The sequence below is a fragment of the Pseudomonas lurida genome, assembly GCF_013522705.1.
GTDB lineage: Bacteria > Pseudomonadota > Gammaproteobacteria > Pseudomonadales > Pseudomonadaceae > Aquipseudomonas > Aquipseudomonas quebecensis.
Window position 1 is genome coordinate 75,536 of the sequence record NZ_JAAMRE010000014.1, and the last position, 24,847, is coordinate 100,382.

Annotated in this window: 39 protein-coding genes and 1 pseudogene; 16 read left to right on the plus strand and 24 right to left on the minus strand. The window is 55.9% G+C overall.

Annotated features, from left to right (window positions below):
• Positions 1-224: 224 nt before the first annotated feature.
• Genes G7025_RS13665 through G7025_RS13675 form a run of 3 tightly spaced genes read right to left on the minus strand, consistent with a single transcriptional unit; the run spans position 225 to position 2,027 of the window.
• Positions 225-923, minus strand: a complete 699-nt coding sequence (locus G7025_RS13665; RefSeq protein ID WP_181079722.1) for a hypothetical protein — start codon at positions 921-923, stop codon at positions 225-227.
• 3 nt (positions 924-926) lie between these two features.
• Positions 927-1,238, minus strand: coding sequence for a hypothetical protein (locus G7025_RS13670; protein ID WP_181079723.1), 312 nt, complete (start codon positions 1,236-1,238; stop codon positions 927-929).
• Positions 1,239-1,283: 45 nt separating this feature from the next.
• Entirely contained in the window at positions 1,284-2,027 is a 744-nt protein-coding gene (locus tag G7025_RS13675) for a hypothetical protein (RefSeq protein WP_181079724.1), read from the minus strand.
• 238 nt (positions 2,028-2,265) lie between these two features.
• Between G7025_RS13675 and G7025_RS13680 the strand changes: the two genes are divergently transcribed.
• Positions 2,266-2,463 carry a hypothetical protein gene (locus G7025_RS13680; protein WP_181079725.1) on the plus strand — a complete coding sequence of 66 codons (198 nt, stop codon included), beginning with the start codon at positions 2,266-2,268 and terminating at the stop codon, positions 2,461-2,463.
• 66 nt (positions 2,464-2,529) lie between these two features.
• A complete protein-coding gene (locus G7025_RS13685) occupies positions 2,530-3,390 on the plus strand; it encodes a hypothetical protein (protein WP_181079726.1) in 861 nt (286 codons plus the stop codon).
• Here the strand turns inward: G7025_RS13685 and G7025_RS13690 are convergent.
• Positions 3,372-4,322: a phosphoadenosine phosphosulfate reductase domain-containing protein gene (locus G7025_RS13690; protein ID WP_181079727.1), complete on the minus strand. Its 951-nt coding sequence runs from the start codon at positions 4,320-4,322 to the stop codon at positions 3,372-3,374. The genes G7025_RS13685 and G7025_RS13690 overlap by 19 nt on opposite strands.
• A gap of 389 nt (positions 4,323-4,711) precedes the next feature.
• Here G7025_RS13690 and G7025_RS13695 point away from each other — a divergent pair, with 389 nt between their 5' ends.
• Both G7025_RS13695 and G7025_RS13700 read left to right on the plus strand, forming a co-directional pair.
• Positions 4,712-5,335 (plus strand): GNAT family N-acetyltransferase, encoded by a 624-nt coding sequence (locus G7025_RS13695; protein ID WP_258197682.1) that lies wholly within the window; start codon positions 4,712-4,714, stop codon positions 5,333-5,335.
• 88 nt (positions 5,336-5,423) lie between these two features.
• Complete coding sequence (locus G7025_RS13700; RefSeq protein ID WP_181079728.1) at positions 5,424-5,960, plus strand: hypothetical protein; 537 nt, start codon at positions 5,424-5,426, stop codon at positions 5,958-5,960.
• A gap of 32 nt (positions 5,961-5,992) precedes the next feature.
• On the opposite strand, the gene G7025_RS13705 is transcribed toward G7025_RS13700, so the two are convergent.
• Positions 5,993-6,706, minus strand: coding sequence for a hypothetical protein (locus tag G7025_RS13705; protein ID WP_181079729.1), 714 nt, complete (start codon positions 6,704-6,706; stop codon positions 5,993-5,995).
• Between the two features lie 105 nt (positions 6,707-6,811).
• Between G7025_RS13705 and G7025_RS13710 the strand changes: the two genes are divergently transcribed.
• Positions 6,812-7,024: a hypothetical protein gene (locus tag G7025_RS13710; protein WP_181079730.1), complete on the plus strand. Its 213-nt coding sequence runs from the start codon at positions 6,812-6,814 to the stop codon at positions 7,022-7,024.
• A gap of 6 nt (positions 7,025-7,030) precedes the next feature.
• On the opposite strand, the gene G7025_RS13715 is transcribed toward G7025_RS13710, so the two are convergent.
• The gene (locus G7025_RS13715) at positions 7,031-7,663 is read right to left on the minus strand and encodes a hypothetical protein (protein ID WP_181079731.1); all 633 of its coding nucleotides are present in this window, start codon (positions 7,661-7,663) and stop codon (positions 7,031-7,033) included.
• Between the two features lie 103 nt (positions 7,664-7,766).
• Here G7025_RS13715 and G7025_RS13720 point away from each other — a divergent pair, with 103 nt between their 5' ends.
• Positions 7,767-8,738 carry a putative phage abortive infection protein gene (locus G7025_RS13720; RefSeq protein ID WP_181079732.1) on the plus strand — a complete coding sequence of 324 codons (972 nt, stop codon included), beginning with the start codon at positions 7,767-7,769 and terminating at the stop codon, positions 8,736-8,738.
• 38 nt (positions 8,739-8,776) lie between these two features.
• Here the strand turns inward: G7025_RS13720 and G7025_RS13725 are convergent, their stop codons facing one another.
• From G7025_RS13725 to G7025_RS13765, 9 genes are all read right to left on the minus strand, one after another.
• The gene (locus G7025_RS13725; RefSeq protein ID WP_181079733.1) at positions 8,777-9,091 is read right to left on the minus strand and encodes a hypothetical protein; all 315 of its coding nucleotides are present in this window, start codon (positions 9,089-9,091) and stop codon (positions 8,777-8,779) included.
• A gap of 81 nt (positions 9,092-9,172) precedes the next feature.
• The gene (locus tag G7025_RS13730; RefSeq protein WP_181079734.1) at positions 9,173-9,631 is read right to left on the minus strand and encodes a hypothetical protein; all 459 of its coding nucleotides are present in this window, start codon (positions 9,629-9,631) and stop codon (positions 9,173-9,175) included.
• Positions 9,628-9,873: a hypothetical protein gene (locus G7025_RS13735; RefSeq protein ID WP_181079735.1), complete on the minus strand. Its 246-nt coding sequence runs from the start codon at positions 9,871-9,873 to the stop codon at positions 9,628-9,630. The genes G7025_RS13730 and G7025_RS13735 overlap by 4 nt, the downstream gene beginning before the upstream one ends.
• A 7-nt stretch (positions 9,874-9,880) precedes the next feature.
• On the minus strand, positions 9,881-10,444 hold the full coding sequence (locus tag G7025_RS13740) for a siphovirus Gp157 family protein (protein WP_181079736.1): 564 nt from the start codon (positions 10,442-10,444) through the stop codon (positions 9,881-9,883).
• On the minus strand, positions 10,441-11,184 hold the full coding sequence (locus tag G7025_RS13745; RefSeq protein WP_169388695.1) for a hypothetical protein: 744 nt from the start codon (positions 11,182-11,184) through the stop codon (positions 10,441-10,443). The genes G7025_RS13740 and G7025_RS13745 overlap by 4 nt, the downstream gene beginning before the upstream one ends.
• A complete protein-coding gene (locus G7025_RS13750) occupies positions 11,184-12,278 on the minus strand; it encodes a hypothetical protein (protein WP_181079737.1) in 1,095 nt (364 codons plus the stop codon). Before G7025_RS13750 ends, G7025_RS13745 begins: the two co-directional genes overlap by 1 nt.
• A 158-nt stretch (positions 12,279-12,436) precedes the next feature.
• A complete protein-coding gene (locus tag G7025_RS13755) occupies positions 12,437-12,631 on the minus strand; it encodes a hypothetical protein (protein ID WP_012724020.1) in 195 nt (64 codons plus the stop codon).
• Positions 12,628-12,819, minus strand: coding sequence for a hypothetical protein (locus G7025_RS13760; protein ID WP_181079738.1), 192 nt, complete (start codon positions 12,817-12,819; stop codon positions 12,628-12,630). The genes G7025_RS13755 and G7025_RS13760 overlap by 4 nt, the downstream gene beginning before the upstream one ends.
• The gene (locus tag G7025_RS13765) at positions 12,816-13,253 is read right to left on the minus strand and encodes a hypothetical protein (protein ID WP_181079739.1); all 438 of its coding nucleotides are present in this window, start codon (positions 13,251-13,253) and stop codon (positions 12,816-12,818) included. Before G7025_RS13765 ends, G7025_RS13760 begins: the two co-directional genes overlap by 4 nt.
• Before the next feature lie 330 nt (positions 13,254-13,583).
• Between G7025_RS13765 and G7025_RS13770 the strand changes: the two are divergent.
• Positions 13,584-13,859 (plus strand): annotated as a pseudogene (locus tag G7025_RS13770) (energy transducer TonB family protein); the annotation flags it as partial.
• Here G7025_RS13770 and G7025_RS13775 read toward each other — a convergent pair.
• The 4 genes from G7025_RS13775 to G7025_RS13785 form a co-directional block, all read right to left on the minus strand.
• Positions 13,842-14,039, minus strand: a complete 198-nt coding sequence (locus G7025_RS13775) for a hypothetical protein (RefSeq protein ID WP_181079741.1) — start codon at positions 14,037-14,039, stop codon at positions 13,842-13,844. The pseudogene G7025_RS13770 and the gene G7025_RS13775 overlap by 18 nt on opposite strands.
• Positions 14,040-14,106: 67 nt before the next feature.
• Complete coding sequence (locus G7025_RS26790) at positions 14,107-14,238, minus strand: hypothetical protein (RefSeq protein ID WP_258197683.1); 132 nt, start codon at positions 14,236-14,238, stop codon at positions 14,107-14,109.
• Positions 14,239-14,926: 688 nt separating this feature from the next.
• Positions 14,927-15,178: a DUF1654 domain-containing protein gene (locus G7025_RS13780; protein WP_181079742.1), complete on the minus strand. Its 252-nt coding sequence runs from the start codon at positions 15,176-15,178 to the stop codon at positions 14,927-14,929.
• A 167-nt stretch (positions 15,179-15,345) separates the two neighbouring features.
• Complete coding sequence (locus tag G7025_RS13785; RefSeq protein WP_258197684.1) at positions 15,346-16,230, minus strand: zinc ribbon domain-containing protein; 885 nt, start codon at positions 16,228-16,230, stop codon at positions 15,346-15,348.
• A gap of 221 nt (positions 16,231-16,451) precedes the next feature.
• On the opposite strand from G7025_RS13785, the gene G7025_RS13790 reads away from it, so the two are divergent.
• Positions 16,452-16,709 carry a hypothetical protein gene (locus G7025_RS13790; RefSeq protein WP_181079743.1) on the plus strand — a complete coding sequence of 86 codons (258 nt, stop codon included), beginning with the start codon at positions 16,452-16,454 and terminating at the stop codon, positions 16,707-16,709.
• A 71-nt stretch (positions 16,710-16,780) separates the two neighbouring features.
• Here G7025_RS13790 and G7025_RS13795 read toward each other — a convergent pair whose 3' ends face one another.
• The 5 genes from G7025_RS13795 to G7025_RS13810 all read right to left on the minus strand — a co-directional run bounded on the left by G7025_RS13795 (position 16,781) and on the right by G7025_RS13810 (position 19,239).
• Positions 16,781-16,999 (minus strand): hypothetical protein, encoded by a 219-nt coding sequence (locus G7025_RS13795; RefSeq protein WP_181079744.1) that lies wholly within the window; start codon positions 16,997-16,999, stop codon positions 16,781-16,783.
• Between the two features lie 264 nt (positions 17,000-17,263).
• Positions 17,264-17,737 carry a hypothetical protein gene (locus tag G7025_RS13800; RefSeq protein ID WP_181079745.1) on the minus strand — a complete coding sequence of 158 codons (474 nt, stop codon included), beginning with the start codon at positions 17,735-17,737 and terminating at the stop codon, positions 17,264-17,266.
• A gap of 189 nt (positions 17,738-17,926) precedes the next feature.
• Positions 17,927-18,145 (minus strand): hypothetical protein, encoded by a 219-nt coding sequence (locus G7025_RS26795; protein WP_258197687.1) that lies wholly within the window; start codon positions 18,143-18,145, stop codon positions 17,927-17,929.
• 22 nt (positions 18,146-18,167) lie between these two features.
• The gene (locus tag G7025_RS13805; RefSeq protein WP_181079746.1) at positions 18,168-18,476 is read right to left on the minus strand and encodes a hypothetical protein; all 309 of its coding nucleotides are present in this window, start codon (positions 18,474-18,476) and stop codon (positions 18,168-18,170) included.
• A 94-nt stretch (positions 18,477-18,570) separates the two neighbouring features.
• Positions 18,571-19,239: a LexA family protein gene (locus tag G7025_RS13810; protein WP_181079747.1), complete on the minus strand. Its 669-nt coding sequence runs from the start codon at positions 19,237-19,239 to the stop codon at positions 18,571-18,573.
• 87 nt (positions 19,240-19,326) lie between these two features.
• Between G7025_RS13810 and G7025_RS13815 the strand changes: the two genes are divergently transcribed.
• The 8 genes from G7025_RS13815 to G7025_RS13850 all read left to right on the plus strand — a co-directional run bounded on the left by G7025_RS13815 (position 19,327) and on the right by G7025_RS13850 (position 24,507).
• Positions 19,327-19,542, plus strand: a complete 216-nt coding sequence (locus G7025_RS13815; protein WP_181079748.1) for a YdaS family helix-turn-helix protein — start codon at positions 19,327-19,329, stop codon at positions 19,540-19,542.
• Between the two features lie 54 nt (positions 19,543-19,596).
• Positions 19,597-20,211, plus strand: a complete 615-nt coding sequence (locus G7025_RS13820; protein ID WP_181079749.1) for a hypothetical protein — start codon at positions 19,597-19,599, stop codon at positions 20,209-20,211.
• A 69-nt stretch (positions 20,212-20,280) separates the two neighbouring features.
• Entirely contained in the window at positions 20,281-21,072 is a 792-nt protein-coding gene (locus G7025_RS13825; protein ID WP_258197685.1) for a Rha family transcriptional regulator, read from the plus strand.
• On the plus strand, positions 21,069-21,983 hold the full coding sequence (locus G7025_RS13830) for a helix-turn-helix domain-containing protein (RefSeq protein WP_181079750.1): 915 nt from the start codon (positions 21,069-21,071) through the stop codon (positions 21,981-21,983). The genes G7025_RS13825 and G7025_RS13830 overlap by 4 nt, the downstream gene beginning before the upstream one ends.
• On the plus strand, positions 21,970-22,767 hold the full coding sequence (locus tag G7025_RS13835) for a hypothetical protein (protein WP_181079751.1): 798 nt from the start codon (positions 21,970-21,972) through the stop codon (positions 22,765-22,767). Before G7025_RS13830 ends, G7025_RS13835 begins: the two co-directional genes overlap by 14 nt.
• Positions 22,764-23,234 carry a hypothetical protein gene (locus G7025_RS13840; protein WP_181079752.1) on the plus strand — a complete coding sequence of 157 codons (471 nt, stop codon included), beginning with the start codon at positions 22,764-22,766 and terminating at the stop codon, positions 23,232-23,234. Before G7025_RS13835 ends, G7025_RS13840 begins: the two co-directional genes overlap by 4 nt.
• Positions 23,231-23,830 carry a recombination protein NinG gene (locus G7025_RS13845; protein ID WP_181079753.1) on the plus strand — a complete coding sequence of 200 codons (600 nt, stop codon included), beginning with the start codon at positions 23,231-23,233 and terminating at the stop codon, positions 23,828-23,830. The genes G7025_RS13840 and G7025_RS13845 overlap by 4 nt, the downstream gene beginning before the upstream one ends.
• Positions 23,827-24,507 carry a hypothetical protein gene (locus G7025_RS13850; protein ID WP_181079754.1) on the plus strand — a complete coding sequence of 227 codons (681 nt, stop codon included), beginning with the start codon at positions 23,827-23,829 and terminating at the stop codon, positions 24,505-24,507. Before G7025_RS13845 ends, G7025_RS13850 begins: the two co-directional genes overlap by 4 nt.
• Positions 24,508-24,847 lie beyond the last annotated feature (340 nt).

Below are 24,847 nucleotides of genomic sequence, written 5' to 3' on the forward strand. Positions count from 1 at the left end.
GACTTCTCTTTTGTTCAGGCATGACTTCGTCCTTGGCCGTTTTGAAGGCCGGTTTATGCTTAAATGAGCGGGTATGGATCATTTTTCAGGGAGGAGCGCATATGTTTGCTGTCGGTGTGTCACTGCTTGCAGTCGGCTTGGGGACTTCTAACGCTGGCTTTTGGATACCCGGCATCGCCTTGATGGCCGTCGGGCTCTCCCAACGAGCAAAGCGCTGATCTTCCTCATTTGCGCTCCACCGGCTTGAACTCGACCACCCAGACCCACGGGTTGGCGTCCCAGCTATGCGGCGATGCCTTGTACGCAGCCTCGCCTTTTGGGAATGAGCCGCCCGCGACGTGACACCAGAGCGATTTGAACGACTCCTTGGGAGTGCGCACGCAGAAAGTGCCGTCGCCGCTGAGGTGGTAGTTACGCCAGAACTGATGTGAGCCTTCCGTGGTTTTCGGTACCGGGATTATTCCTTCGGCCAGCGCCTGCTCGTCGCTGATGTCCTGCAACCGCTCGACGCGTACGTCGGTGATCTCCAGCAGGATGCGGCTGGCCCAGCGGGGCATGTGGATGCTGGGCCTCCATGTCGGCTGGTCCTGCTCGTACGAGTTGAGGCCGTCGGCGGCGTACACCAGGTCTCCGTCCTCTCGGGCCTGATCAAGGTCTTGCATGTCAGCAGGTTGCAGGTACGGCCCTTTCTGGACCTCGGAGTGATTGCAGTACCAGGTCTCGCGCACCCACAGGCGATCGCCGGGCTTGCCGTAGGGGCACAGGTTGTTTGCCGCCTCGGCGACGTACTCGGGCGTGAAGTCTTCCAGCCATTGCAGGCCGAGCGCCTTGACTGGCCGGCGCGTGACTGTCTTCCGGCCTTCCAGGACTGCGCGCACCATCGGCGCCGAGAACAGGATGGGGCGTTCTTTGATTGCGGTCATGGCTTACTCCGTCCCAGCGAGGTATGCCGGCTCCGTGGCGGCGGCTAGCCATTCGCGCAACGTGCCGACGATCTTCGTGCGGTCATCTTCATCGCACCACGGCTTGTCGAGCCATTCATCACTGACCAGCTCAACATCCCAGTCGTCATAGGCGCCCGGCTCTTCGCCGTTCATTTCTTCGAGCACCCGACGTGCGCCTGCCTCATCGACAGCCGCAACCCAATCGCAGTCGCCGACCATGAAGGCGAGCAATGGAAGTGGTGCGGGCTGGCTACCGTTCAATTCGAATACTTCTTTTCCATTTTCCACGGGCATGACTTCGTCCTTGCCGCTATAGCGGCTGACTTTAAAAGGGGAGGGTTACTTGGTGTTGAGGGGGGTTACTTCGTCGATCACTGCTTCAGCTGCAAGCTCGGCAGCGGTGTAGTAGTTCGCGCCATTAATGAGGTCTGCTTGTCGCGCGGCCTTCGTCCCGGACGCGGAAACTACCTTTCGATCAGGCAGCGCCACCGTCACCCGCGCGGGCTGCTCGGCGTAGAGCGCGCGAACCTCATACTGCCATTCGTTTATGAATGGATTTTTCTGGTAGTTTGCGAACGATTCTGCCGAACACTTCTCCCACGGGAACCAAGCGCGCTCACCATCTTCTGCACGCCAGAGCGGTCGTGTGCGTGACTGGTACTCCACCGGCTCGCCTTGGGGCTGGGTGGCTGGCTTGCAACCGTGACTGCAATCGTCGGGCTTGTAGTCGTCAACAGCACGACAGGCTGAGTGGTGGCCTGCTACGGTTTCTGCTGGCATGAGAGCGGACTTATTGTTCATGAAGCTGGCGATATCCCTTTCAAGGTCCGCCCAGCCGCCACCCGCGATCACTGCGCGGGCTCGTCGAAGCAGGTCGATTGCCTCGTCATTCCGCTCATCCGCTGCGGTCAGGCGCTGGTGCAGGGCCAGCACCACCTTGTCGGTCTTGTCGAGGTTGAAGGTCACAGCATCAAGCGACGTTTGTAGGGCGTCACGCTCGGAGGTGACACGGTCGAAGTCTGAGGCGCGCACGCACAAGATGTTGGATGCCTCGTGGCACCAGAATCTTTGTACTTCGGACACAGTAATTTCCTTGCCGGGCGATGCCCGGGCGGTGGAGTGGGGGCATTTATAAGTTGCTGGTGCGCATTACCTCTTTCATCCATTGAGGTTTTTGCATATGCGACGATTGAAGCGCCTTCTGGGGCTGGTCTTAACCATCCTGCGGCTCATCGATGAACTCGACCAAGACGGAGGTGACAAAGACGGGGACCGATGAACCGAGGTGATACGATGGGCCTTCTCTGAAGTGGGAAGGCCCATGACCAAGCACGATATTTACGATGAAATCGACGGCTTTCAGGTTTGGAACTACACGGAGTGCGACAAGGCCGATGAGGGCCGGGAGACCTGGCGTATCAACGTCGAGGTAAAGCGTAGTGGTGAGGTGGTGGTTCCGGTTGTTGCCGGTGACCGAACCTATGTTGACCGTGGCCTGGCGCAGGTTGCCGGGCGTTAGGTCGGGGCCCGGTTGATTGCTGGCGCAGACCTATAGGCCTTCTGTAAGCATGGTGGCATCTAGTCGGTGTATTCGGTCGAGTTGATTTGGAGATGGTCGTTTATGGTGTGCGCACTTTGCAAAGAAGAGAAAGGAACGCTTATCGACAGCCACTTTATGCCAGCAGCGGCTTATCAGCATGTTCGAGGAACAGAAGAAACGGGTAATGGACCGCCCGTGCTGATTTCCCTTCGAAGGAAAAGTGCAATCCAAACAGATAAACAAATTAAGCGCCCACTGCTCTGCAGCGATTGTGAGGATCTTTTCTCGAAAAAAGGGGAAAGGATGATGGGGCAGCTTTGGGCTACTGCGTCAGGATTCCCATTACTGGACTTGTTAAATTCAAAGGCCACAATCTCCAAGGGTGAGAGATTCGACATGTACGACGGTCGCTTGCTGGATGCAGGCGTTGTGAGCTCGATTTTCTACTTTGCAATGAGTATCTTTTGGAGGGCGCAGGTCTGGGACTGGGGCTATGAGGAGGATCCTTACAAACGTGCGCTCGGAGAACATTATGAATCGAAGTTCAGGAAGTTTTTGTTAGGTAGAGAAACGCTGGATAACGTGTTGTTGTTCGTCAATGTGAATTCCGACTCAGATACTACGGCCGTTATGACGTTTCCTCTTTCAGGGAGAAGCGGCGCGGATCGACTTCACACCTTCAGTCTGCTTGGCTTCAAATTCACCATGTATGTTGGTCGATCAATAAGCTCTGCGACCCGAGCTCCATTTGAAATTCATAAAACGCAGATCATGTTTGTTTCTTCAGACCTTAAAAAATCGGCCTCATTTCAGAAGTTGGCAGTCAGAGTTCAATTAGAAGTGGAGGCGAAGGGGAAATTGAAAACTAGTTCCGCGAATAAATTCAATCATTCACAAAGACCGTAAGCGGAAGAGCAACTGTTCTGGCTGTCGTTTCGAGCGATCAGGTCTACCATGTCGAACTGGCGGCCGCCGCGCGCGGTGTTGCTCCAATCGACGATCCTGTCAATTCCGTGCGTGACTGCGCTCACCTTGTTATCTGACCGGACGGTGGGGTCGGTGACGGTGGCGAAGAACGTGGCGGCACCGCGCTTGCTGGCTATGCTCACCAGTCGCTCCCACTCACGAACCCTGTCAACCTCCTCTGGCCACCTGGCCGCGATCTGCCGGAGCTCGTCTTTCGCGCACATGATGCATGGCATACAGCCAACGCGATTGCAGCCTTGCAAGTACAGCGGGTTCGGCTTGATACCGGCTGCCCGGTGAGCCTCAAATACCGAATCAACTGTCCACTTCAAGATTGGCCGGTAGTTGAACAGGCCGCCTCCAACCTCATCGCACTCTGCAAGGTACCTGCGGGCCGGCGATTCATCGGCCCGAACGCCTTGCCAGGACAACAGCATGTTCTCGCCGTCCATGAGCGGCAGATATACCTGCTCGATGATCGGATTGCGCTTGAGCTCGTCGGTGCAGAAGCGGGCTTTGGTGCTGGGGAATCGACCTTTCCATAGGCACAGGTCCAGAAACGGGTTTCCAGTTGGGTGCAGAACTTCCAGAGCACCCAGCACCACCGATTCCGCCACACCCTTTTCGCGCCACTTGGTCTCGATGAATTTGCGCTTTCCGGCGATCTGCCTGGAGAAGTCTGCCTTCACCCAGCGAATGGGAACACCCGTGGCTTCAGCCAGGTAGTGGATGTAGTCGTACGTCTCTGGATGCTCATGCCCGGTGTCCGCAACAACGGCACTCAGGTTCGGCACCTCCAGCTCGCGGGCGACCAGCAGCGTAGCCGTGCTGTCCTTACCGCCGCTCATGCTGACGATGTTGTGAGTAGGCATAGGGGTATCCTCGCCGGCTGGCGTGTTATGGAAAGGTGGATAGCGGTAGGTAATTGAAACTTCTGTCGTCGTGCGGTGCTCTCCTATGGATCAACGAATAGGAGGTCAGATATGAATTGCTATGTTTGCGGGATGGAGGCGAAGCAGTCAGGAGAAGGTCAAGGCGAACAGCTCGTGGACTGCTCTGACTGCGGTACGTACCGAATCTCAAGTCTCGTCCTTAAGGAGCTGGAGACAAAGAAATTTGAGTTCTCGAAGATGCGGGATGATTTGCACCGTCAGCGGCAATTCAATGCCACCTCTGTCGCAGAGATCAATACAGAAACGGCCATCTGGTCGTGAGCGTCAGCCGAGCCCCTGTATATCTTTGAAGTCCCGATAAATGGCTTTTGATCATTGATATGGGGTATTACGGGACCGGCACGGATCCGCGCAAGAAAGTGAGTCTAAAATTGCCTGAAGTATTTCCAGAGTTTTCTCTAAAGAGAATTAAGCTGAGAAAAGTTTGTCCTGAGGATGTTGGCTCTGTTTACACGGGGCTGTCGGATCCGCGAGTCGTGGCTCAGTACGGTGTTTCCTATACAAGCTTAGCTGCTACTGATGAGCAAATGAGATGGTTTGAACAGATAATCAGCCAAGAGACAGGAAGATGGTGGGCTATAGCGCTCAACGCAGATGACTCAATGATCGGAGCATGCGGGCTGAATGATTGGTGCCATAAACACCGCAAGGCTGAAATCGGCTATTGGCTGATGCCCGAGCACTGGCGCAAAGGTCTCTTAACTGAAGCTCTACCAGCAGTTATCCGGTACGGCTTTCGGGATATGGGGCTACATCGGATCCACGCAGACGTGGAGCCTGAGAACAAGCCGAGCTGTGCGCTTCTGACAAAGTTTGGATTTCACCTCGAAGGAACGCTTCGTGACGTTGAGCTGAAGGATGGCAAGTTCCTAAGCCTTCACCAGTACAGCCTGCTTTCTTCAGATGCCGTTGCGTCGCAGCTCCTCGATTGATTACCACCGTGGGCCATCGGTGATGTTAATTTGGTTTGGGTTGGGGTATTACGGGTGACCGGCATGGAGTCGGATCAAGGAGAACGCTTTGAAACGGCTTGTTCAGAAACATGAGCTACCGGGTTACCTGAAAGGCCTAGCTGCTGCCTCTATGCTCGTTGTGAGCATGAGTTCGCCGGTAATGGAGATAGCCTCGACGGTTAAATCAACTTATGAGATGGCGTATCTCGTCGAGAACTATGGTCAGTACTTAGGTCAAGGCCCTTACATGATTGAAAGCAAGGAGGGTCACGAATGGAAAGACACTCCGTTCCCTGATCCGGTTATTTCAGGTTATGCATTTGCTTTTACCGTTCGCGCGAGGCTGGCTCGTTCAGGAATAGAGATTGGCGGGCATAGAACTCTTCGCGAATCTCTTTCGGGTTATGAGTATTTGCAAATGTCAAAACCTCCAGCCGATGACATGGTCACGTCAATCCTGATCAAAATGCCGACTGATCCATCGGAGCTACAACTGCTTCGTGATCTGCTCGCCGAAACCACCATCATGTTTTCAATCGATGATGGAAGCGGCTTCTTCCATGTCGGAAACACAATGATGGGTAACGGCCTTTCTCATGCTTAAAGACTTTCCCGCTCAATATTGGTAAAGGTTAATCATGCGGCGCTGGCGGTTTCTTTGATCGCCATGATGGCGTTTGCAGCGTGGCGCACGTAGTACAGGCGAGCCATCAGGCTTGGGCATGGCTTGCTGATCGTCGACTCCCAGAGGTCGCTGCCACCAATCAATTCTTCGTGTTCGCGCAGGAAGTCATAGGCCAGCACCACCTCACTGTCGCGTCCATCGGCGAAGGTCTCGACCTCCTCAATTACGTCAGCGAGTTCGGCGAAAGGCAGGCGCTCGTCTTCGGTTTCATCGCGCTCGCGCAGCCATTCAACGAGCTGCTCAGCCTGCTCCAGGGTGGCGCCCTTGTTCGGGATGTCCGCGATCCACTCCGGCACCTCATCCCTAGGCAATTCGTAATCGATCCGCCCGGCGACGCATTCGCACACCGTGTCACGGATAGCGTCGAAGTCGATCACCACCCGCTTGATGTCGCCGTCCAGTTTCTCATGCAGATAGCCGTCGCTCTGATGGCGCAAGAAGTTGATGCCGTAGCTGGCACCGACGTGGAAAACAAGCGGACCGATGTCGCCCATCATGCTCATGCCGAAGCGGGTAACGCAGATGTCGAAACCGTAGCAGCTGCTGCCTGGCCGTGCACAGCGCCACACCTCGACGCCGTTCTCGTTCACCAACTGGGTGTATTGGTGCTGGGCCAAGTCGTCTGCAACGCGTGCGGTGAGCGCTGCGCTTTCTTGCTCTTTCATGGATTATCTCCAGTCAGGCGCCGCCCTCCGTGTCCGGTGGTGGCAATTTGGTTTGGGTTGGGGTATTACGGGTGACCGGCATGGAGCCGGATCAAGGAGGTATGTATGCGTGATGACAACTACGAAGCAGGCCTTCTCGAGCTTCAAATCGCAAAGGAGGAAGCTGAGGCAGCGGCGGAAGATTTCTACGAGAAATACTGGCCGTTCCAGACTGACGAGATAGCCGCTCAGTACGGGGAGTTGCAGTTCACGGCGGTTATCATGCTCGCCGAGTTTGAACAATTCGCGCAGCAGGGCAGCGCCAAGCGTTCACGTTGATGTTCATCAAGGCGTGTTGCTTGTTCCGCAGTTCCGGCAGTCTTCCCGGTAGCGCTGCGCGTCGCTTATGAACCGACCGCAACCATCGCAGTTGAAGATCATCATTCGCGGCTTTTGCGGCTTGGCCAGGTTTATGCCGGTGCCACGCACGGCCTCCTTGATGTTCACGTCGTCTCGCTCAACCAGCCTTCGGGCGAACTTATCGATGTATGGCTTGGGCCACACTATGGCGCCTGTTGAGCCAAGCTTGCCTATCCAGGTGATGGTGTGAGCCTTCGGTACTACGACTGCCTTCGACAGATCGCTTGTGAATACTCCGTCCTCACAAAGCCAAATCAGGTTGTTGCCGTTCCAGCACTGCGGCTTCTGGATGTAAAACTTGGCTGCGTCAGAGTGTTGGTCCAGCGCCTCGCTCAACGTGACATTCTGGCAATCGACACCGGCTCGCGCCCGGGCGTCGACATAGGTCTTGGGCAAAGGGATGTCAGTGTCGCGGTGATCACAAGCGCCTTCACGGGTGAACACCTGGGCCTTGGCCAGGTCGGTGACATATCCGGAGCCACCAAAGCCCCAGAACGACAACCCGTCGCCGACGTAGGCGTGGCTGCGGCTGTCTTGCAGGTAGAACTCGTCGTCCATGGATTGTCTCCAGTCAGGCGCTGCCGCCCTCCGTGATCGGTGGTGGCAATTTGCCCCAATTTAATGTATGAATTCAGATAAATAGATATGGTGAGATGTCATAATGAGCTGGTTCGATATAAGTGCTGACAACCTGCGCTACGTTGTCAGTTCTGGTGGTGATTCTGAAGTGATATATGACGGTATTGCTGTTTCAACTTTTTCAAGTTTGGGATGGTGGATTTACGCTATTTCTATATTAGGGGTTTTATTAATCGGGTACTTTATATTTTCGAGTATGAAGAAGGTAGAAGTAAATCTTGGTAGCTATTGGAAGTTTGCGATCGTTTTGTCTTTGGTTTTTTGCACCTATTCAGCTTTTTTCGTATTGCTTTTATGGGATGTTCCTTTTGGATTCATTGCTCAAAAAATGAGGGATGGGACTTTCGGTGACAGCTTTGGTACTTTAAATACATTGTTTTCAGGTATGGCATTTGCTGGTGTGCTTATAACCCTTTTGTTTCAGCGAAAAGATTTGTCCGAAACCCGTGCGCAAATTGCACATCAACAAATTGAATCCCAATTTTATAGCATGCTGGACTTGCAGCAGGAGGTCGTAAGGAACTTCGATTTACAGCAAAGAGGTGCTAGTGAGATAGTGTCCAAGGGTCGGGACTGCTTTAAACATTGGGCTCGCTGGATCCCTCATCACTATGACCGGGAGGAGGGGTCTCATGAAGAGAAGATGGCGAAATCTGTCGCGTCACTCATTGAAAAGCATAAAGCCGATTTAGGGTTGTATTTTAGAAGTCTCTACTCCGTTTTTAGGTTTGTCCATAGTTGCGAACATAAAGATAGAGCGCAATTCGGATTGGTTGTCCGCTCTCTATTGTCAGATTATGAACTGATAGTTCTTTTTTATAACTCGTTAAGTCCTCGCGGAGAGAAATTCAAAAGGTTTATTTATGAGTTTGCGCTGTTTGATAATCTCGAGATTGACCTTCTGTTGAGAAATGAGGATATTAATCTGTTCGAGTTTCAAGCGTACGGCAGCAACCGAAAAATTCTGGAAGAACTTTTACTAAGCCCTTCCTGAGACTGATTATTTCGAGTTTCAAGTGCCATAACCTCCGCCTACGCTTCTTCAGTGTCGAGCCGGGATGCTTGACGCTGTCCGTGGCTGTAGAGTTGGTGCGCCACGTTTTCGTCAACAACGATTTCGTGGCGCGGATAACGCAAGAACTCGACCAGCTCGTTGTCGTCCATCAAGTCCATCTTCATGATGGCGATCTGCAAGACCTCGCTTATGATCGGCACCTTGCCGCGAAGCCGGACACGCTCCATGGCCTGCTCGATTCCTGGACGTACCTTGTGCCGCAATTCCTTCTCGGCGACCGCCAGACGCTTCTGCGCAGCCTTGGCCGAGCGTTCCTGCACAGTCTTGGCCATGGCCTACCTCTTCTATTCCGCTGGCCGGCAGTGCGAGCCAAGTTTGTCGTTTGCGTTGCTGGGGGCGGGCTATGCGGCGCATCAGTCGACCTTCACCTGTTGCCAGGCGCCGACCGAAGTCAGCAAGGATGACAGTTGCGCCTCGGTTACCGTCTTTTCGCCAGGCACTGCCAGCCACCCCATACCTACTCGGTGATTCGGATTGCAGTCTGCCTTCACCTTTTCATAGAAGTGCTCAAGGACGTCCGAAAGCCTTTCCACTAGGTGCACGCCGTCAGGTCTGATGTCGATCGATTTCATGTACTGGGCGCCATCTTGGCGAACACAGATGCTGGCGATGTATATCGTCCAGCGGTGTGCAACATCGCAGAGCGCGTCGGAAACCGTTCTCGAAAGAATCTGCTTTCCATTCTTCCAGTTGATCATCACCTGCAGGCCGCTTGGATCGATGTTGATGACGGCAGCATAGTTGGTGTTGATCAGGGCCCGCATGCTGCGTTCGATCTGAACGCGCCGATTGCATGGTTTGCGCTTGCTCATAATGCCTCCGCAAGTTTGCGCAGCGCCTTACGTTCTGCCGCTGTGATAGGCGGCTTGCGGCGCTTGAGGATGGTTTCGGGATCGATCTTGGTGGAGCGGGGCGGTGGAAGCGGTTTGCGTGGCGGGCTTGGTAACTGCGCTACGGTTCCGCCAGCGGCCAGGAACTGCGCTGTACGTTCCGCGATAGAATCAACGTGCTGTCGCTGTTCCTCGACCAGGCTTAGATGGTTGCTGACGTACATGGCGACCTCATTTGATTCGGATCGAACTGTCGCCGCGCTCCAAGTGAGCCCAGGTAGGTTCGGGTAAAAGTTCGTGTTCAGCGTCTTCACCGGCTGCCATACGCTTGCGCACCGCTTCGTTATGCTCGCGGATCTCCTTGAGCTTGGCGGCAATGGCCTTTTTGTCCGGAGCAATGCTCGACTTCACAGTGGTCAGTTCGTCCGGCACTGCATCTTCGTTGTCCACGATCACCCGTTCAATGCCCATGGCCAGTGTGATGGTGAAGAGCGGACGCTTGATTGACTTGATGTTGGCGGCTTCCATGTTGCGACGCAGGTAGTCGCTGATCTGGGCGACGCTGTTGGACTTGATCCGCTTGAGATCAGCCAGGCGCTCGATTTCGTTGTCGATAGCCGTCACGTCGCTTTCAATGTTCCGGCGCAACATGACGATGTTGTCAGCCTTGTCGTTGAAGTCGCCTTGCACTTCGTCCATGGCATGCTGCAGGGCCTCTTTCAGGCCCTCATCATCGGTATCGGCCATGGCCTGAAGTTCGGCGAGTTTGCCGGTGAGTGCGTAGAGTTGGGTCATGCTGCGGCCTCCGTGCCTTTTTCAAGCACAGCTTTGCGCTCCTCGAATGCTCGAGTGATTCGCGCGATGAAGGTGGGTTCGTTGCGACGAGTTGCCTCGCGGATGTATTTCACGTTCAGAAGCTTGAGTTCGTGAGTCGTGACGGCCTTGCCAATGGTTTCGACCGCTGAGGCAAGCCAGTCGACACGCTCTTGTTTTTGGCGAAGTATCTCGGCGTCCTTGTCCTCGGCTTTTTCAAGCTTGAACTCTTCGGTGATGGTGTCGACGTAGGTCGGATCGTCGAACATGCCCATGTAGATGTCGGCGGCGAACCCCAACGGCTGCAGGCATTTACCGATGGCGTCTGTCAGCGATTTTTTCGCTGCGTCCCAGTCAGTAAGAATCTTTCCCTGCTGCAGGTAGATAAATGGCGTATGGCCGTAGTGCTGAACCGTGCATTTTTGCCCGGCGTTGCCCAGGTACCAAAGCTCGATTTTTACGGTGTGCAGCTTCGCGCAGATCATTGGAGCCTCTGGCCACTCTTTAGTGGGCGCCTGAAGTGGTGCACCTTCGTCAAATCGATCCTCAAGGACATTCCAACCCCAACCCTCACCGCATGGTCCGAAAATTTCTGTTGCCTTGCGCATGAGGTAGGTTGGCCTGATCGCAGTGCCCTTAAAGCCACCCGCGCCAGTGTATTTTTTAGTAGCGTCAGGGTCGGTTGTGTTGACCTGGTCCCAAATTCTCGTGTTCTCGGACATTACTTATTCCTCCAACCGTCAGCGCGCTTGACCAGTTCCTTGAAGGCAGTCGACGGCAGTCTGCTCATGTATTTTTTGTTGTCGCGATACCATTCTTCCAGGGCGGCTTTGGGCGTCTGGATGGCAACGACGTGAGAGACCTGTTGCTTGTACGAAGTCGAGTTTGAAACCTGAGAGTGGAAGGTCCGGCTCACCACTACGGTGTTGGTCATTCCCTGCTTGACCAGGTTGTTCAGTTCTTCCTGGGATTGAACGGCAATGGCACCGGGGTGCTTCTGCTGGAACAACCGGTAGCAGGCCTCCCGTACAAGCTCGGTACTGCCGTACTCGACATATTCAACGTCAGGAATACCAGCCTCGATCTTCTCCGCCACCTCATCCAAGCGCCCGGTGTCAATCCAGGCGTTTTTCGACACCTGTTTCAAATCCCATCCGCTAACCGTTTGGCGGTCTCGCTCAAGCTGCAGATGCTCGGGGAGAATGTCATAGCCGTAGGTCAGATCGGTGTTGCATACGAAGAGGGTGCCGACGTACAGCTTGCCGGGCCGGGAGGGCAGGATATGGCCGTATTTGGTACCGATGACGTCGCTCATCGGCGGCTGCATACGCAGGCACATGTTGCGGATTTCCGTTTCGTCTTCGTCGGTGATGCCGGAGACAACGAATTCAACGCCCTGATTCTGCCTATGTGCCGGCGTCTCGTTGATGCACAACACCTCCGCGTCGAACTGGTCGCTATGCCGGAACTCAGGCACCCACTGCTTATTGCCATTCCAGACCTTCACGTCGTACCCGTTCCGGGTCAGTACCAACAGGGCAATTTTGTAGCCCTCGCCGAAGCTGCCGATGGCATCGGCGCGGTCGGACTTAGACGTGCTGCCCAGAACCAGGGTGCTGGCCTCCAGCCTTGCAAAGCGGCTGGTGATGAACAGCTGGCCGTTGGCGAAGGCGTATTCGAAAGGCGACTCGCTATCCAGCGCGTTCTGCACCAGCTCCCGGATGGCCTCTTTCAGGCCCCAATGGCGGACGTAGTCGCGGGACAGGGGAAGTTCGTAGGACTTGGACCGGATGCGATCTGCAATAGCTGCGAGCATGGCAATACCCCCGCGCCATCCTTGCGGGGCGCTGTGATGTGTTGGTTATTGAGTGATTCGATCAGCGAGGGCGCTGAGCAACATCAGAAAGGTGCAGACGGAGAGGGCAGAGAAGGAACCGCGCCAGATCAGCATGCGCCTGGTGTGCTGGTGGGGAGTCAAGGCCGAACCCTCACCGCGATGCGACCACCCTTCATGGTTGGCGCCAGGCGCTGCGGCAGATCCCGCACCAGGTCTTCACGCTTGCGGCCGATGAGCTCGTTGAAGGGAAGGCCGAAGCCCAGGATGGCAATGCGGCGCTCGATGTCGTCGAGCTGCTCGTCGATCAACGATTTAACCGGTGCGGTGGTCATGCAGCCTCCTTGCGCTGCCTGGTGATTTTCAGCAGGCGCTGGCAGTAGTGGTTGAATTCTTCGACGGTGATCGCATCGCCGGTGAGCATGTTGGTGATCATCCGCACCACGACGGCTTGGGCGCCGGGCTCGCTGCTGGGATGCTCAAGTGCTTCAAGTGCCTCATCGATCAGGATGTGCGGACTCATAGGTCGGCATCCACATCGTCTTCGCGCTCTTCCCGTCCTGCTGCTACAGCGTCTTCGGCATACGGTCTCAGCAGCGCTACAGCGATCTTCTCGACCGCTTCAATCGGGCGTTGATGGCCCAGCAGGTCGGCTGCGTGAGCCCGGGCATCGCTCTGGCTGCCGAGCATCGCCGACAGCAGTAGGCGGGCAAACGAATCACGCTCGTCCAGGCCGTCGATCTGGCGCTGGTTCAGGTAGCCCTGCAGGGCCGTGCAGAACCGGTCGAACGTCACCACCTGCGGCTGGCCGAAGCGGCGCTTCCACTTGATGTCGACGCCGCACACCAGGCGCTCTGCCGAATGCTCAAGCCAGTCCGTCACCTCGTCGCTCTCGCTGACCTCTGGAGGCAACTGAGCGTCGTAACGCTCCTGGCAAATCTTCAATGCTGCGTTCATGGTCGCCTCCAAGGTGGCTGTTGTTCACCTGTATTCGTCAACACTCATGCCTCCCGCTGGTTGCCGATGGGCGCGGGGGAGGAGTGCTGACGTAATAGAGGTGGGAAAGGGAGGACAGGTCATCCAACTTCGTTGAAGCTGCGCTTTTATTTGCGGGGCAGTTGAGTGTACTGATAGGCTCAAAACAGCGATGTGCGAGATCGCACCGCCAAATAGCGAGATTTTTGAATGTTCAGATTTTTTCTAGCCACTATTTTTTCATTTGTTTTTCTCGGCGTAATTTCTGGTTGCTCTTCCACTGCCGAACAAGAAAAAACACTGAGCGCCGGGCTCGTTGCGCATTTGAATAAATTCAAGACGTACCCGATCGCCTCGCAACTGGCCGGGGTTGAAGGGACAACCCAACTGCGCTTTACGATAGATGGCGACGGAAATGTCGTTTCTTATGAGCTGGTACAAAGTTCAGGCAATGTGGACTTGGACGCGGCCACTCTAGAATTAATCCGTCGCGCCCAACCACTGCCGAAACCACCAGCCGATTTAATGAAAGACGGCCCAATTACGATCATTGCCCCTTTTATCTACTCCCTAGACGGGAATATCTGAGCAGGACTTGCAATCCGCTGCCGTCACTCGATGACCGTCTTCGCATTCAACGACGGAAACGCTGCTGGTGTAGCCACGTTCAGCGTTGAGCCTGTTTGTCTCGCTGATACAGGCGGCCAGGCTCTTGTCGGAAAATACCCGAAGTTCGCCGCGCAGGGTGATGTGGATGACTTTGTTCATGGTCATGCTCCGGGTTGTTTTCCCAATGCCCACCGCTCTGGATGGGCATCAGTGAAAAGGTCCGCACTCAAAAGAAAACGATGCAGCAAGGTCCGTCGTAGCCTTCTTCGCATACAAATGCCTGGGCCTGCCGGGTAGACACCGTCCAGTCTTGAACGTAAATGGTGCCAGCGAAACGGCTTTTGATCATGATTTGCATTTTCTTTTCCTCGTTTGATTTTCCGGATGACCCTGTCGCCAAGGTCATTGAGGAAATCTGTGGGGCCCAGGCCCGCTACTGGCGACGGCCTGGGGTTGTTGCGTCAGCGGTGTTGTCCAATTACCCGCTGCTGATTGCAGGGCTGGCCGGTCGTCTTCGGTGTGGGCTTCGAGCTTCCTACTCACAGCGTCAAACAGCATCTGTTCGCCGTGGATAACAGGTCCTTACAACATGCACGCTACAGCTCTGAATGCCCTGACTGAATGGGGCAGGGTGCATGAGGTCCGGCGCGCCCAGCCGAAGCTATCGGGCCCGCTAATTCATATCCTTTGGAGCTTGCCGTGACCCGCTACTGGCGTCGGTCACCGGCTTGAATCAAATGTTACTCCAGCCGCGGGCCTTTCGGCTTGTTCTCCCGCTGGATAACTGTTCTTGGCGCTTTACGCTGCACGCCCGGGTCAGTTGCCAACCCTCTGAGCCGTTTAGGCCGGTTCATCGCTGCCTTTGAATCTGGGCCGGTGGTGATCCGGCAAGGGGTTTCGCTAAAGAGCGGCGCAGGGTTAGCTGCTGGCGATTCGCTGTGGCGTCTCGATGGATATAAATATAGGCAATCCCATATTCATCGTCAATGGGTATTCCCATATATTTTATGGGAGGCGATAAAAAGCCCGCTCAGCGGCGGGCTCATTCACGCGTCACAGTATTCTCGCCAGCCGATCCTTACGGTGTCGCCGTTCAAGCGTTCGATGCGAATGCCGACGGTATCTCCGATCTCCTGAATGACCTGGTGCCAGGCCTCGGAGCTTTCGTCCTCTCGCCTAGAGACGACGACGGCTTGCACCTTCTGCACGCCTGGGGCGGCAATGATGCGCTGCAGACGGCGACCTAAAACCTCGTAGGAATTACGTTGCTTTGCCGTGGGGTAGGGTTCCTGGATCATACTTCGCTCCTTGCGATATCTGTATGCATGAACAGTATTCTTGATGGCAAATATTGGCAAGAGGGGAGCAGGCGCTTTCATGCATAAATGCATATTTAGGCAGGTGGTTCTTTTTGGCAGGCATGAAAAAGCCCGCACTTCGCGGGCTTGACTGGCATTGTTTTCGGTTAGGTCGGGCGGGGCACCCAATACATGCGGCAATGAATCTCATGATTGTCGTAAAGCTTAACCGAAACAGTTTTAGCGGATTGTTCGCTTTCAAAGGGGCCGGTGATGATTGTGGTCCCATCTACCGCCAGAACGGGTATTGCCAAGTCTTCAAGCACGCCTTCAATCCGGCCTAAGTCCCCCGTATGGGCTGTTATGCGAACCGTCCAGCCTTGAAAAGCGGACTTAAGAGCCTGCTCAGTAAAGGGCGGATATTTGCCACTCACCGAATCCCTGTAGACGATCTCGCTGAAAAGCCTGGGGCCGTCGCGCATCGTGATCAGGGCTCGCTCGGCTTCTTCCTTTGTTTCAAATGGGCCGGCACCCACAGCTAGGTCAATCATAGGAACAACCGGGAGCCCGGTGCTGGCGATGGCCTCGACTGTTCGTCGCTGTTCTTCTTCGTCACGGCAGGCGGTTGATGCAACCCATCCGTTTTCCAGTTTTAGGGCGCGCGCTGGTTCAATCTCTGCCCCGCAATGCTCGCACTTCACGGCAGCTTTTCTGATTGTCTCGGCGCAGAGCGGGCAGTCGCGCAGGTCGCTAGTCTGCACGCCCTCGGAACCCCCTGACACCTCGATCCAGCCCTTACGAAGATATGAATTCGTCAGAATGCCGTTGATGCCGATCGCATACCCGAGACTGACCACGGGGGAAACGATGAGCAGCCCAGGGCCGCCAGTTAGAAAAGAGAAGCCTCCAACCAACAACAGCCAGATAAAAAAGTGACCCCACAGCTCTTTATAGGCAAGGTAGAAAGCCCCGAAAACAATAACCGCGAGCCACGACATCCCGCCAACACTTTCAGTGTTACCGTTTGCCGGATTCCTGAATTCTCGTTTCATTGGATCCCTCCCGTAATTGAGCCCGCACTTTACCATTCGTGGCGTACAGCCTCCATTGGCGAGCAGGACCGTCCAAGGTAGATCGCGGACACTCGCTGACTGGCCTGGATAGAAAGCCAGTAGCGACCCAAGTAGGAGCGTAGTACGGTCCGCTTTCAACAAGTTGCCCGGTCCGTCGCTTGGTAGATCACGGAGCGGGACACTCATGGCATGGAGGTCAAATGGACATTACTCGACAGATCAATAAAGAAGAATTGGATGCAGCCCTGGTAGCGTTTGCCCGTTACAAAATCGGAGAGATAAAAATCTTCGACCTGGAGCAGGCAATGAGCTTTGAAGTAGGCGAGGCCCTATCCAGAAGCGGGTTGGTCAGGTTTTCAATTGCGAAGATGGTGTCCGGTCGTTATCGCATCAGCGATGAGGGGGAGAATGCGATCACAGATGCAGGGCGGGATCGCCTCGAGGTGATCCGAGGATGAAGCGGCTTTTTGGCGATCGATAGGCAGCAAAAGCCCGATCAACCGGGCTGAGGATCAGATCGGGTAGGGCGTCAGTCCGGCCCCTGGGCCTTCAGCCTGGCCAAGCCTTGCTTGATGTGGCCGGCGTTCTCGCCGATGGTCTCCAGGGCGCCGCGGACATTCTCGTCTACGTGAGGACCGCCATGGTTCGCGATCCACATCGACAACTCCATGATGGCTGCCTCCAGAGCAAGCTGGTTCTCGGAGATGCGTTCGAGTGTGTCGGTAAGGGAATATTCGCGGGAGGGCATTGCGTGGTCTCCAGTAGACGGAATGGAAAGCATAGCCGCGGACAAAAAAATGGCCCGCTTATGTGCGGGCCTAATGGGAATTCTTCAAAGGAGTAGGGCGACCTTACCCTCTGTCGTGTAAATGCCAGGTGAAAAGGATGTCGCAAAAGCAGAAAAGCCCGCGATGGGGAGTGCAGGCTGAAAGGTTTTCACTAGGAGCTGAGGTAATAATAGGAGCTCGACTGTGAAAGGGGCGCGAAGCAGTGGCCTCTAAAGTAGTGCACGTCATTTCCGGAAAATTATCTGTTGCCGGTATCCGCTCTCGTTGATCGGCAACGGGTACCTGCTCTCATCTATCAGTGAGTGCAATTGCTTTGAGTGGGTAGATTGACTAAAAAGTACCTGGCACTCAGCGGTATCAAAAAATTGTCTGAGGAGTGGTATCGACAAATTGAGCTGGGTCTTGTCAATTCTCAGCGAGGCGGTAATTAAATCAAGCTGGTCTGTCATATCTCGGTACAGGTCTATGACCAGTAGGCTCTCGCTCACGGCAGACGAATAGACATGAACGTCACCAGCACCAATAGGTATGTCTTCGAAGTAGTGGTCGTATAGTTTTGCAATGTCTAGCTCGATTCGCGCGGCGCTCAAAGCGGCTTCTAACTCCGCATTGGGTGAGTGCTCGTCCCCTACCCATGAAACTAAATCGGACATTGATACGCAGATGTCGAACTCATTGGCATAGACGATGGAAGGCATTGGTGGCAGAAACCCGAATGATGAGTTTGGCGGTTACGCCGGAGGCAAGAATCACGACGCTGAGCATAAGTTAAATGTCGGTATCAGTATGTAGTCGCGATCGCCTGGGCCCGCCCCGACGATCAGGTGGCGGCGACATATAAACTATTCAGTCTTTCCTCACGTATTCGATGTCATCTCGTCAAAACCTCAACCGCGAACGCCATAGAAGTGGTTCAGCGCTATCAGCTCAATCACCGCCACGAAAACGCAGAGTACAAGGAAGCCAGGGCTGAAGACTCGCTTGCGGCCTGATGAGCCCCAGCTAAGACCAGCTGCGTCTGAATAGCCGGGGATCATCATAAGGAAAGCCACGCAAGCAATGACCCCGACCTTGCTCCAGAAGCTCTGCTCTCGCCATGCAGTCATTGGCTCACCCTGGGCAGCAGCATCAGGAAAACCAGCCATACCCAGGACACTTCAAGGCTCTGAGGCGATTTCTAAGAGCCCGAGTCTCGGTATATTCAGGATCCGAGGCGCCCAGCTTGGAACGCTGTGCGTATTGCAAAAAATCCTCAGCCTGCTGGCGATCTGCGGCTAGCTTGAAGGTACGACATTGCTCCAGACGCTCAGCTTCCGTAACGGGCATCGGTACTGCGTCGATCTGTTTTTCGTACTCAGTTTTTTCTTTTGGCGTGCTGTAGCAGCCGGAGATAAAAAGCGGCGCAACTATCAGTGTCGCTATCCGAAAGGCATTCATTACCACATTCCTTTGTGCATACGAGCGCTACTCAGCTCGCGATATCTCGATTTAGCTTACCGCCCGGGCATACCCGCCCCGGCACACTTGCGGATCAGTAAAACTTCTGCAGCGCCTGCACAACTACGCCCACGATCCGGCAGTTCTCGTCCACAGCCTCGATCGGGTAGCTAGGGTTCAGCGGCTTCAGGAACAGTCGACCGCCGTCGCTGACCAGCTTCTTGAATGTCGCTTCATTGCTGTCCGGCAGCTTGGCAACGACCAGCTTACCTGGTGCAACTTCAGCCTCAGTATCAACAAGGATCAGCGTGCCTTCGGTGATGCTCTGGCCGGCAGGCGCTGTCATCGAATCACCTTTAACTGTCAGCCAGAACGCCGGGCCTTTGGAGTCGTACTCTGAGAACTCGTAGGTGTCCGAGATTCCGGCTGGGTATGGCTCCACCGCTTCCGCCCAGGCGCCGGCGGCAACCCAGCTCACTACCGGGTAGCGGAATGATTTGGTGGGTTGCGCGGCGGGGGAGACGTTCGATTCACCAGAGCTGGACGTCGACCCAGGCGCCAACATTGGCCCAATCTCGTCTGAGAGCCATTTAGCAGTCACCCCGCATGCGTCGGCGATCTTCACGACGTGCGCGGTAGCTTTCGATTTTCCACGCTCAAGGTCAGAAATTGACGTCTGCGTGATACCAGCTTTAGCGGCCAATTCGCCCTGGTTGAGCTTGGCGTGCCGGCGCGCTGCCTTTAAACGATCTTTGAATTCCATCCGGCGAGTATTACGGGTGCTCCCATATCCTTGCAAATCGGTATTCCCATAAACTACTATATGGGTATTCCCGTATGGAGGGGCAGCATGAACACTATTTATAAGGACCTCGTTGCCTTTTTCGGCACTCAGGAGGCCACGGCTGAAAAGCTCAAGGTTGATCAAAGCACCGTTTCCGGTTGGGTTCGGGAGAAGCACGGCATGTCTCCAGTGGTTGCCAAGCGAGCGGAGGCGGTGACCGGAGGTGCTTTCAAAAAGGAATCTCTTTGTCCGTCGTTTCCATGGGCCGAGATGGCCGCCTAAGCGACATCCCTGTCCGCCGCTCCATTGAAGCCAGATTAAAAGAGAGCAGTCGCCATGCAAACGTCCAGTTCCAGACACACCGTACAAACCCGTGATCAGGTGCTGGTCGCCCATGCCCAAAACCAGATCGCACGCACCAGCTTGAGCCAGGACGATTTTGCTCAGGCTTTGAGCCGCGAACTGCACGTGTCGATTCCTGATCGCGCCAAGAAGAAAGACGTCCCCGACTTCAAGTCGGAGGAATTGACCGGCGATGTGAGTGAGTTCGTGAAGGCGACCAGCCGCTGGCTCAAGCGTGTACAGCGCTGGCTGAACGGCGATCAGGAAATGCCGTCTTGGCTGGAAGAGTCGTGGGTCAACGCCCTTGAGCCTGAATTCCGCGACCACTGCCTGAACGAACTGGCGAGCCGCCACGGCTTGACCGGCGCCCGCCAGATGACCAGTGACCAGTGCGCAAACAAGAGCTTCGGCGCACTGATCCGCGCCCTGGGTGATGTCATCGACACCGGTAGCGAAGTGTTTGACGACCAAGTGATGTGCGAGCAGGACCTGCCGCACTTGCCAGCGTTCGCCAAACAGTGCCGCCAGGTTGAAGCGAAGGCAGGGGAGTTGCGCCGTAAGGCTGAGGGGCTGCTTAACGGCAAGCCAGCACTGAAATCCATCGCCTAAATTCCAGACACAAAAAAGCCGACGTACGAGGTCGGCTTTTTCTACAGCGGTAAACAACTGGAGCGAATCATGCACCAACACACCGAATCGATCAATACCCCCAACAATCTCGCGCCACGGTTTTCGCAATCGCAAAACGTGGCGCGGACAATGTCATCTCGGGAAATCGCCGATCTGGTCGAGGCCCGGCACAACGATGTGATCACCACCATCGAACGTCTTTTTACCAAAGGGCTTTTACGATCAGATCGTAAAACTCGGCGTGAAGCCACAGGCGGCCGCCCGATCGATGTCTACGACCTGACCGAGCGTGACACGCATCTTGTTGTGGCTGGCTACAGCGACGAGCACCGCGCACGAGTTATCGACCGCTGGCAGGAACTGGAGGGGCAGGTTGCGCAACCACAACAGCTCTCCACCATGGACATCCTGCAGATCGCAATGGAGTCTGAAAAGGCCCGCTTGATGCTCACCGCCCAGGTCGAGCAGCAGGCCACGAAGATCCACTCCTTGGAAAACTTGTTCAAGGAAGGCATGACTCACACCCAGTTCTGCAAGGGCCTCAATGGGGTCAACGTCATGCAGGTGGGTAATTACCTTGAAGGGCGTAGCTGGCTCTACAACGAGAGCAAGTCCGGCACCCGTCACCGTGTTGGCTCGTACGCTCGCGACAAGTACATGACCGAACACCAAGTCGAGGTCACCCCGCACGGCAAGGACCCCTTCATCTCCTACACACCCGTTCTGCTGAAGAAGGGAGCCGCACGCCTGTACGACTTGTACCTGGCTGGCGAGCTGCCTATGAAGAAGACCTGGGACGGTTTGTTTACCCACGATAAAGCTATGCGAGGTGCTGCGTGAGCATGAGCCTTATGGTTGCCGCGATGAAGATTCGCGTCGGCAATCCATTGCGCAAGCTGGTGCTGATCAAGCTGGCCGACAACGCCAGCGACGTAGGTGAGTGCTGGCCGTCCTATCAGCACATCGCCGATCAGTGCGAGATCAGCAAGCGCTCTGTCATGAACCACATCACAGCCCTGTGTGACGCGGGATTGCTGCGCAAGGAGATCCGTAAAGGTGGTCCGAAGGGAAACTCGTCGAACGTTTACTTTCTCACTCTCGACGGAGGTGGTGCACCTCCTGCACCAGGGGTAGTGCAGCAGATTCACCAGGGTAGTGCAGCAGGTTCACCCCCTAGTGAATCTCCTGCACCAGGGGGTAGTGCAGCAGCTGCACCCAGAATCAGTAACTCTCTTGAACCAGTCATAGAACCGGTCATTGAACCAATTACGCCCCAGGCTACCGCCAAGGTCGTGACGGGGCAGGTCGTACCATTCGTTCCGCAGCAACCACGAGTTGAGATCCCCGCCGACATGCCGGGGCCGAAGGACCAGACCTGTAAGACTTTCAAAGTCTGGGCGAACTACGCCATGGCCTACCGCAAACGCTACAACGCCTGGCCGGTGTGGAACGCCAAGACAGGCAAGCAGATGGCTTTGCTTGTCGACCGCCTCGGCGCCGACGTAGCCCACCACGTCGCCGCCCACTTCCTGAAAACCAGCGATGCCGCCGTTCTACGCAAGTGCCACAGCCTCAACGAGCTTCTGACCAACGCTGAGAGCTACCACACCCAGTGGGTCACCGGGCAGCGAATCAACGGCATAACCGCCCGCCAGATGGAACGGACCGAGGCGAACCACTCCGCAGCCGAGCAGGCCGCTCAGATGGTTCTGGCCAGACGCCAAGCAGGTGACCGCAATGAATACCTCTGAAATGAATGATCAGCAGGTTGCCGGGCTGGCCGCTGCCATGTGCGCAACCGCCGAGGCCATGGGGCAGGAAATGAACCCAGGCACCGCCGCGATGATGGCTGAAGACCTCTGCGCCTACCCGGTGCCCGTCGTCAAAGCCGCGTTGAAAGCATGTCGCTTTGAGGTGAAGGGCAAGCTGGCTATGGCTGACATCCTGCAGCGTGTTCAGACCTCCGACGGTCGCCCAGGGAAGGACGAGGCCTGGGCAATCGCCATGACCACCAACGATGAATTCGAAACTGTGGTGCTGACCGACGAGATCCAGCTGGCACTTGCTGCTGCGAAACCCATTCTGGATGGCGGCGACAAAATCGGTGCGCGCATGGCGTTCATCGACGCCTACCAGCGGTTCGTGGGCCAGGCCCGCGAGGATGCGAAGCCTGTCAACTGGCACGTATCCGTAGGTTTCGACGCCAATCGCCGTATCCAGGCTGTGACCAAGGCGATGGAATTGAAGCGAATCCCGCGCGAACACGCCCAGAAGTACCTGGCGGATCTGAGTGCCGAGCCAGTCACCGAAGACGGCCGCGCAATTGCTGGTTTGCTCACTGGCACCGTTACACGGCCAGCGCCGGCACTCCGCGAAAAGCTCGAACTGGTGAAGTCGTCGATGCGGGAGATGCGTGCAGCCAGTGCTGAGAAAAAAGACGAGATGCGTATTCAGGCAGCCAACGAGTTGGCAGATCGCCGGGCGTTGCTGATCAAGCAGGCGCAGGAAGTGGAAGAGAAGAGGGCGGCGCAATGACCGACAAGATCAGCGTCAACTGCCAGGCCAAGCTCACCGAGGCCATCACATGCCTGACCACCATGTACCGGGACAAGAAGTTTGTGGTGGTCTCCCTGCGCCCGGGCAAGGACCGGACACTCGACCAGAACCGGCTGTGGTTCGGGATGTACAAGCGCATCGCCGAGATGACACCGATCGGCGATGCGGCCGACGCCCGCCGTTACTGCAAGCTGCACTTCGGCGTCCAGATCCTGCTCAACGAGGACGCCGGCTTTCAGGCCGAGTGGTATCGGGTCATGCGCCATCTGCCCTACGAAACGAAGCTGGCCATGATGGGCGAGTGCCATCTGTTCGGCCCCGACGGTTTCCCAGTGACCAGCCTGTTCAATCGCGCCCAGGGCATCAATTACACCGACCGCATCGCCGCCTATTTCACCGGCCAAGGTGTGGTTTTCACTGATCTACTCAGCAAGGAGGCTGCATGATCGCCAAGCAACCCAAACCGAAAAAGTGCAAGAACCCCGGATGCGGCATTAGCTTCCAGCCGCAGCGGATGGGGCAGGCCGTATGCAGCCCGAAGTGCGGCCTCGCCATCAAGGATGTGAACCAGGCGAAGGCACGCAAGTCGCTGGCCCTGGTCGAGCGCCGCGAGATCAAGGTCCGTAAGGAAAAGCTCAAGAGCAGGGCGGACCACCTTCACGAAGCCCAGGCCGCGGTGAACGAGTACGTGCGCCTGCGTGACGCGCACCTGCCGTGCATCAGCTGCGACTCAACGCCCAACGACAATGACCTGATGACCGGCAGCCGCTGGGATGCGGGCCACTACCGATCGGTGGGCGCCTGCCCGGAACTGCGCTTCGAACCGCTGAACATCCACCGGCAGTGCGTGAAGTGCAACCGCAACCTATCCGGCAACGCCGTGGAGTACCGCATTCGCCTTGTGCAGCGCATCGGCGCTGAGAAGGTCGCTTGGCTGGAAGCGCTGCATCCGCCGTGCAAACACACCGTGGAAGAGATCAAGGCCATTAAGGCCAAATACCGGGCAATGACCAGAGAACTGAAGAAGGGGCAGGCAGCATGAACTACCACAACGTGATTTCAGCAGTAGTCCGGGCTCTGGCCGCCGAGACCATCAACAGTTCCGGCGGATGCAGCGTTGAGCCTCGGGTGCAGGCCAGCAAGCTCAAGGGCGAGATATCCGGGAAGGATGCTGCGCTGCTGGCTGACTGCATCGTGCACAAGCTTCTGCATGCCCAGCTTTCTCCGAGGCACTGGAACGCCCTGGTGGCCAAGTACAGCACCCACCGTGGGCGAAAGATCGATTCCATCGGCAGGCTGGTCGCCGTGGTAAAGACCCCAGCACCGCAGCGCTTCACGCAGCAGGCTGTCTTGGTTTGGGCGGTACCGCAGCAGTTGAAGGGCATTCAACGAGCGGCACCCCAGATCAGGGCGCCGAAGCACCGCGAGAACAAGGAAAAGGGCCAGTGGGATTGGCGCAACGCGGCTGCAGACGCTGACATTGCCCGCGCCAACAAGCATGCCCGCGCCGTAGCAGAGGAAAAGCCCGGGGAGATGATTGTCCTGGCCGAGTCGAACTACGACATGACGAATTGGGATGCACAGGGGCTGACAGAGCGCACTTACCAGCGCTGGAACAAGGCGATCAAGGTGGGCTTGGAGTCGCTTGTCAACGAGGCTCTGGTCGAGGCGCAGCACATGCTTGAAGCAGTCGGTGTGCTCGGAAATGAGGCTGCATGAAATAGTCCCTCGAAAGGGCTTGCAATGTCATGTCGTCATGTCGCATTATTCACCCATCCTGTCATTCCTGCATGTGTAGGATCGAAAAGCAAGACCCGGCTATGAGCCGGGTTTTTTTATTGAGGGTTTATGGACACGGCGGCTGAGCAGCTCCAACGCTTTTACGTCGAGGCGATGTATATGCCGGGCGTGATGACTTTTGTTGTTGTAGTCGTTTTGATGGTTCTTCGAAAGCGACGTCCAGACGTCTCCAGAGCACTGATCTGGGCGATGCTCGCAGCATGTTTCTTTGGAATTACATGCGCTCCGCATTTGTCGCAGATTCTCTTTCCAGAACCTT

What these genes read in the sequence shown, in the direction of transcription:
- G7025_RS13765 (WP_181079739.1), bottom strand. Translation starts at nt 13,253, where the DNA reads ATGAACGCAGCATTGAAGATTTGCCAGGAGCGTTACGACGCTCAGTTG.
- G7025_RS13705 (WP_181079729.1), bottom strand. Translation starts at nt 6,706, where the DNA reads ATGAAAGAGCAAGAAAGCGCAGCGCTCACCGCACGCGTTGCAGACGAC.
- G7025_RS13735 (WP_181079735.1), bottom strand. Translation starts at nt 9,873, where the DNA reads ATGTACGTCAGCAACCATCTAAGCCTGGTCGAGGAACAGCGACAGCAC.
- G7025_RS13790 (WP_181079743.1), top strand. Translation starts at nt 16,452, where the DNA reads ATGGACATTACTCGACAGATCAATAAAGAAGAATTGGATGCAGCCCTG.
- G7025_RS13680 (WP_181079725.1), top strand. Translation starts at nt 2,266, where the DNA reads ATGACCAAGCACGATATTTACGATGAAATCGACGGCTTTCAGGTTTGG.
- G7025_RS13745 (WP_169388695.1), bottom strand. Translation starts at nt 11,184, where the DNA reads ATGTCCGAGAACACGAGAATTTGGGACCAGGTCAACACAACCGACCCT.
- G7025_RS13715 (WP_181079731.1), bottom strand. Translation starts at nt 7,663, where the DNA reads ATGGACGACGAGTTCTACCTGCAAGACAGCCGCAGCCACGCCTACGTC.
- G7025_RS13775 (WP_181079741.1), bottom strand. Translation starts at nt 14,039, where the DNA reads ATGAACAAAGTCATCCACATCACCCTGCGCGGCGAACTTCGGGTATTT.
- G7025_RS13820 (WP_181079749.1), top strand. Translation starts at nt 19,597, where the DNA reads ATGCAAACGTCCAGTTCCAGACACACCGTACAAACCCGTGATCAGGTG.
- G7025_RS13750 (WP_181079737.1), bottom strand. Translation starts at nt 12,278, where the DNA reads ATGCTCGCAGCTATTGCAGATCGCATCCGGTCCAAGTCCTACGAACTT.
- G7025_RS13840 (WP_181079752.1), top strand. Translation starts at nt 22,764, where the DNA reads ATGACCGACAAGATCAGCGTCAACTGCCAGGCCAAGCTCACCGAGGCC.
- G7025_RS13720 (WP_181079732.1), top strand. Translation starts at nt 7,767, where the DNA reads ATGAGCTGGTTCGATATAAGTGCTGACAACCTGCGCTACGTTGTCAGT.
- G7025_RS26795 (WP_258197687.1), bottom strand. Translation starts at nt 18,145, where the DNA reads ATGACTGCATGGCGAGAGCAGAGCTTCTGGAGCAAGGTCGGGGTCATT.
- G7025_RS13805 (WP_181079746.1), bottom strand. Translation starts at nt 18,476, where the DNA reads ATGAATGCCTTTCGGATAGCGACACTGATAGTTGCGCCGCTTTTTATC.
- G7025_RS13710 (WP_181079730.1), top strand. Translation starts at nt 6,812, where the DNA reads ATGCGTGATGACAACTACGAAGCAGGCCTTCTCGAGCTTCAAATCGCA.
- G7025_RS13740 (WP_181079736.1), bottom strand. Translation starts at nt 10,444, where the DNA reads ATGACCCAACTCTACGCACTCACCGGCAAACTCGCCGAACTTCAGGCC.
- G7025_RS13845 (WP_181079753.1), top strand. Translation starts at nt 23,231, where the DNA reads ATGATCGCCAAGCAACCCAAACCGAAAAAGTGCAAGAACCCCGGATGC.
- G7025_RS13665 (WP_181079722.1), bottom strand. Translation starts at nt 923, where the DNA reads ATGACCGCAATCAAAGAACGCCCCATCCTGTTCTCGGCGCCGATGGTG.
- G7025_RS13785 (WP_258197684.1), bottom strand. Translation starts at nt 16,230, where the DNA reads ATGAAACGAGAATTCAGGAATCCGGCAAACGGTAACACTGAAAGTGTT.
- G7025_RS13690 (WP_181079727.1), bottom strand. Translation starts at nt 4,322, where the DNA reads ATGCCTACTCACAACATCGTCAGCATGAGCGGCGGTAAGGACAGCACG.
- G7025_RS13810 (WP_181079747.1), bottom strand. Translation starts at nt 19,239, where the DNA reads ATGGAATTCAAAGATCGTTTAAAGGCAGCGCGCCGGCACGCCAAGCTC.
- G7025_RS13815 (WP_181079748.1), top strand. Translation starts at nt 19,327, where the DNA reads ATGAACACTATTTATAAGGACCTCGTTGCCTTTTTCGGCACTCAGGAG.
- G7025_RS13800 (WP_181079745.1), bottom strand. Translation starts at nt 17,737, where the DNA reads ATGCCTTCCATCGTCTATGCCAATGAGTTCGACATCTGCGTATCAATG.
- G7025_RS13760 (WP_181079738.1), bottom strand. Translation starts at nt 12,819, where the DNA reads ATGAGTCCGCACATCCTGATCGATGAGGCACTTGAAGCACTTGAGCAT.
- G7025_RS13725 (WP_181079733.1), bottom strand. Translation starts at nt 9,091, where the DNA reads ATGGCCAAGACTGTGCAGGAACGCTCGGCCAAGGCTGCGCAGAAGCGT.
- G7025_RS13850 (WP_181079754.1), top strand. Translation starts at nt 23,827, where the DNA reads ATGAACTACCACAACGTGATTTCAGCAGTAGTCCGGGCTCTGGCCGCC.
- G7025_RS13835 (WP_181079751.1), top strand. Translation starts at nt 21,970, where the DNA reads ATGAATACCTCTGAAATGAATGATCAGCAGGTTGCCGGGCTGGCCGCT.
- G7025_RS13755 (WP_012724020.1), bottom strand. Translation starts at nt 12,631, where the DNA reads ATGACCACCGCACCGGTTAAATCGTTGATCGACGAGCAGCTCGACGAC.
- G7025_RS13795 (WP_181079744.1), bottom strand. Translation starts at nt 16,999, where the DNA reads ATGCCCTCCCGCGAATATTCCCTTACCGACACACTCGAACGCATCTCC.
- G7025_RS13730 (WP_181079734.1), bottom strand. Translation starts at nt 9,631, where the DNA reads ATGAGCAAGCGCAAACCATGCAATCGGCGCGTTCAGATCGAACGCAGC.
- G7025_RS13670 (WP_181079723.1), bottom strand. Translation starts at nt 1,238, where the DNA reads ATGCCCGTGGAAAATGGAAAAGAAGTATTCGAATTGAACGGTAGCCAG.
- G7025_RS13780 (WP_181079742.1), bottom strand. Translation starts at nt 15,178, where the DNA reads ATGATCCAGGAACCCTACCCCACGGCAAAGCAACGTAATTCCTACGAG.
- G7025_RS26790 (WP_258197683.1), bottom strand. Translation starts at nt 14,238, where the DNA reads ATGCAAATCATGATCAAAAGCCGTTTCGCTGGCACCATTTACGTTCAA.
- G7025_RS13825 (WP_258197685.1), top strand. Translation starts at nt 20,281, where the DNA reads ATGCACCAACACACCGAATCGATCAATACCCCCAACAATCTCGCGCCA.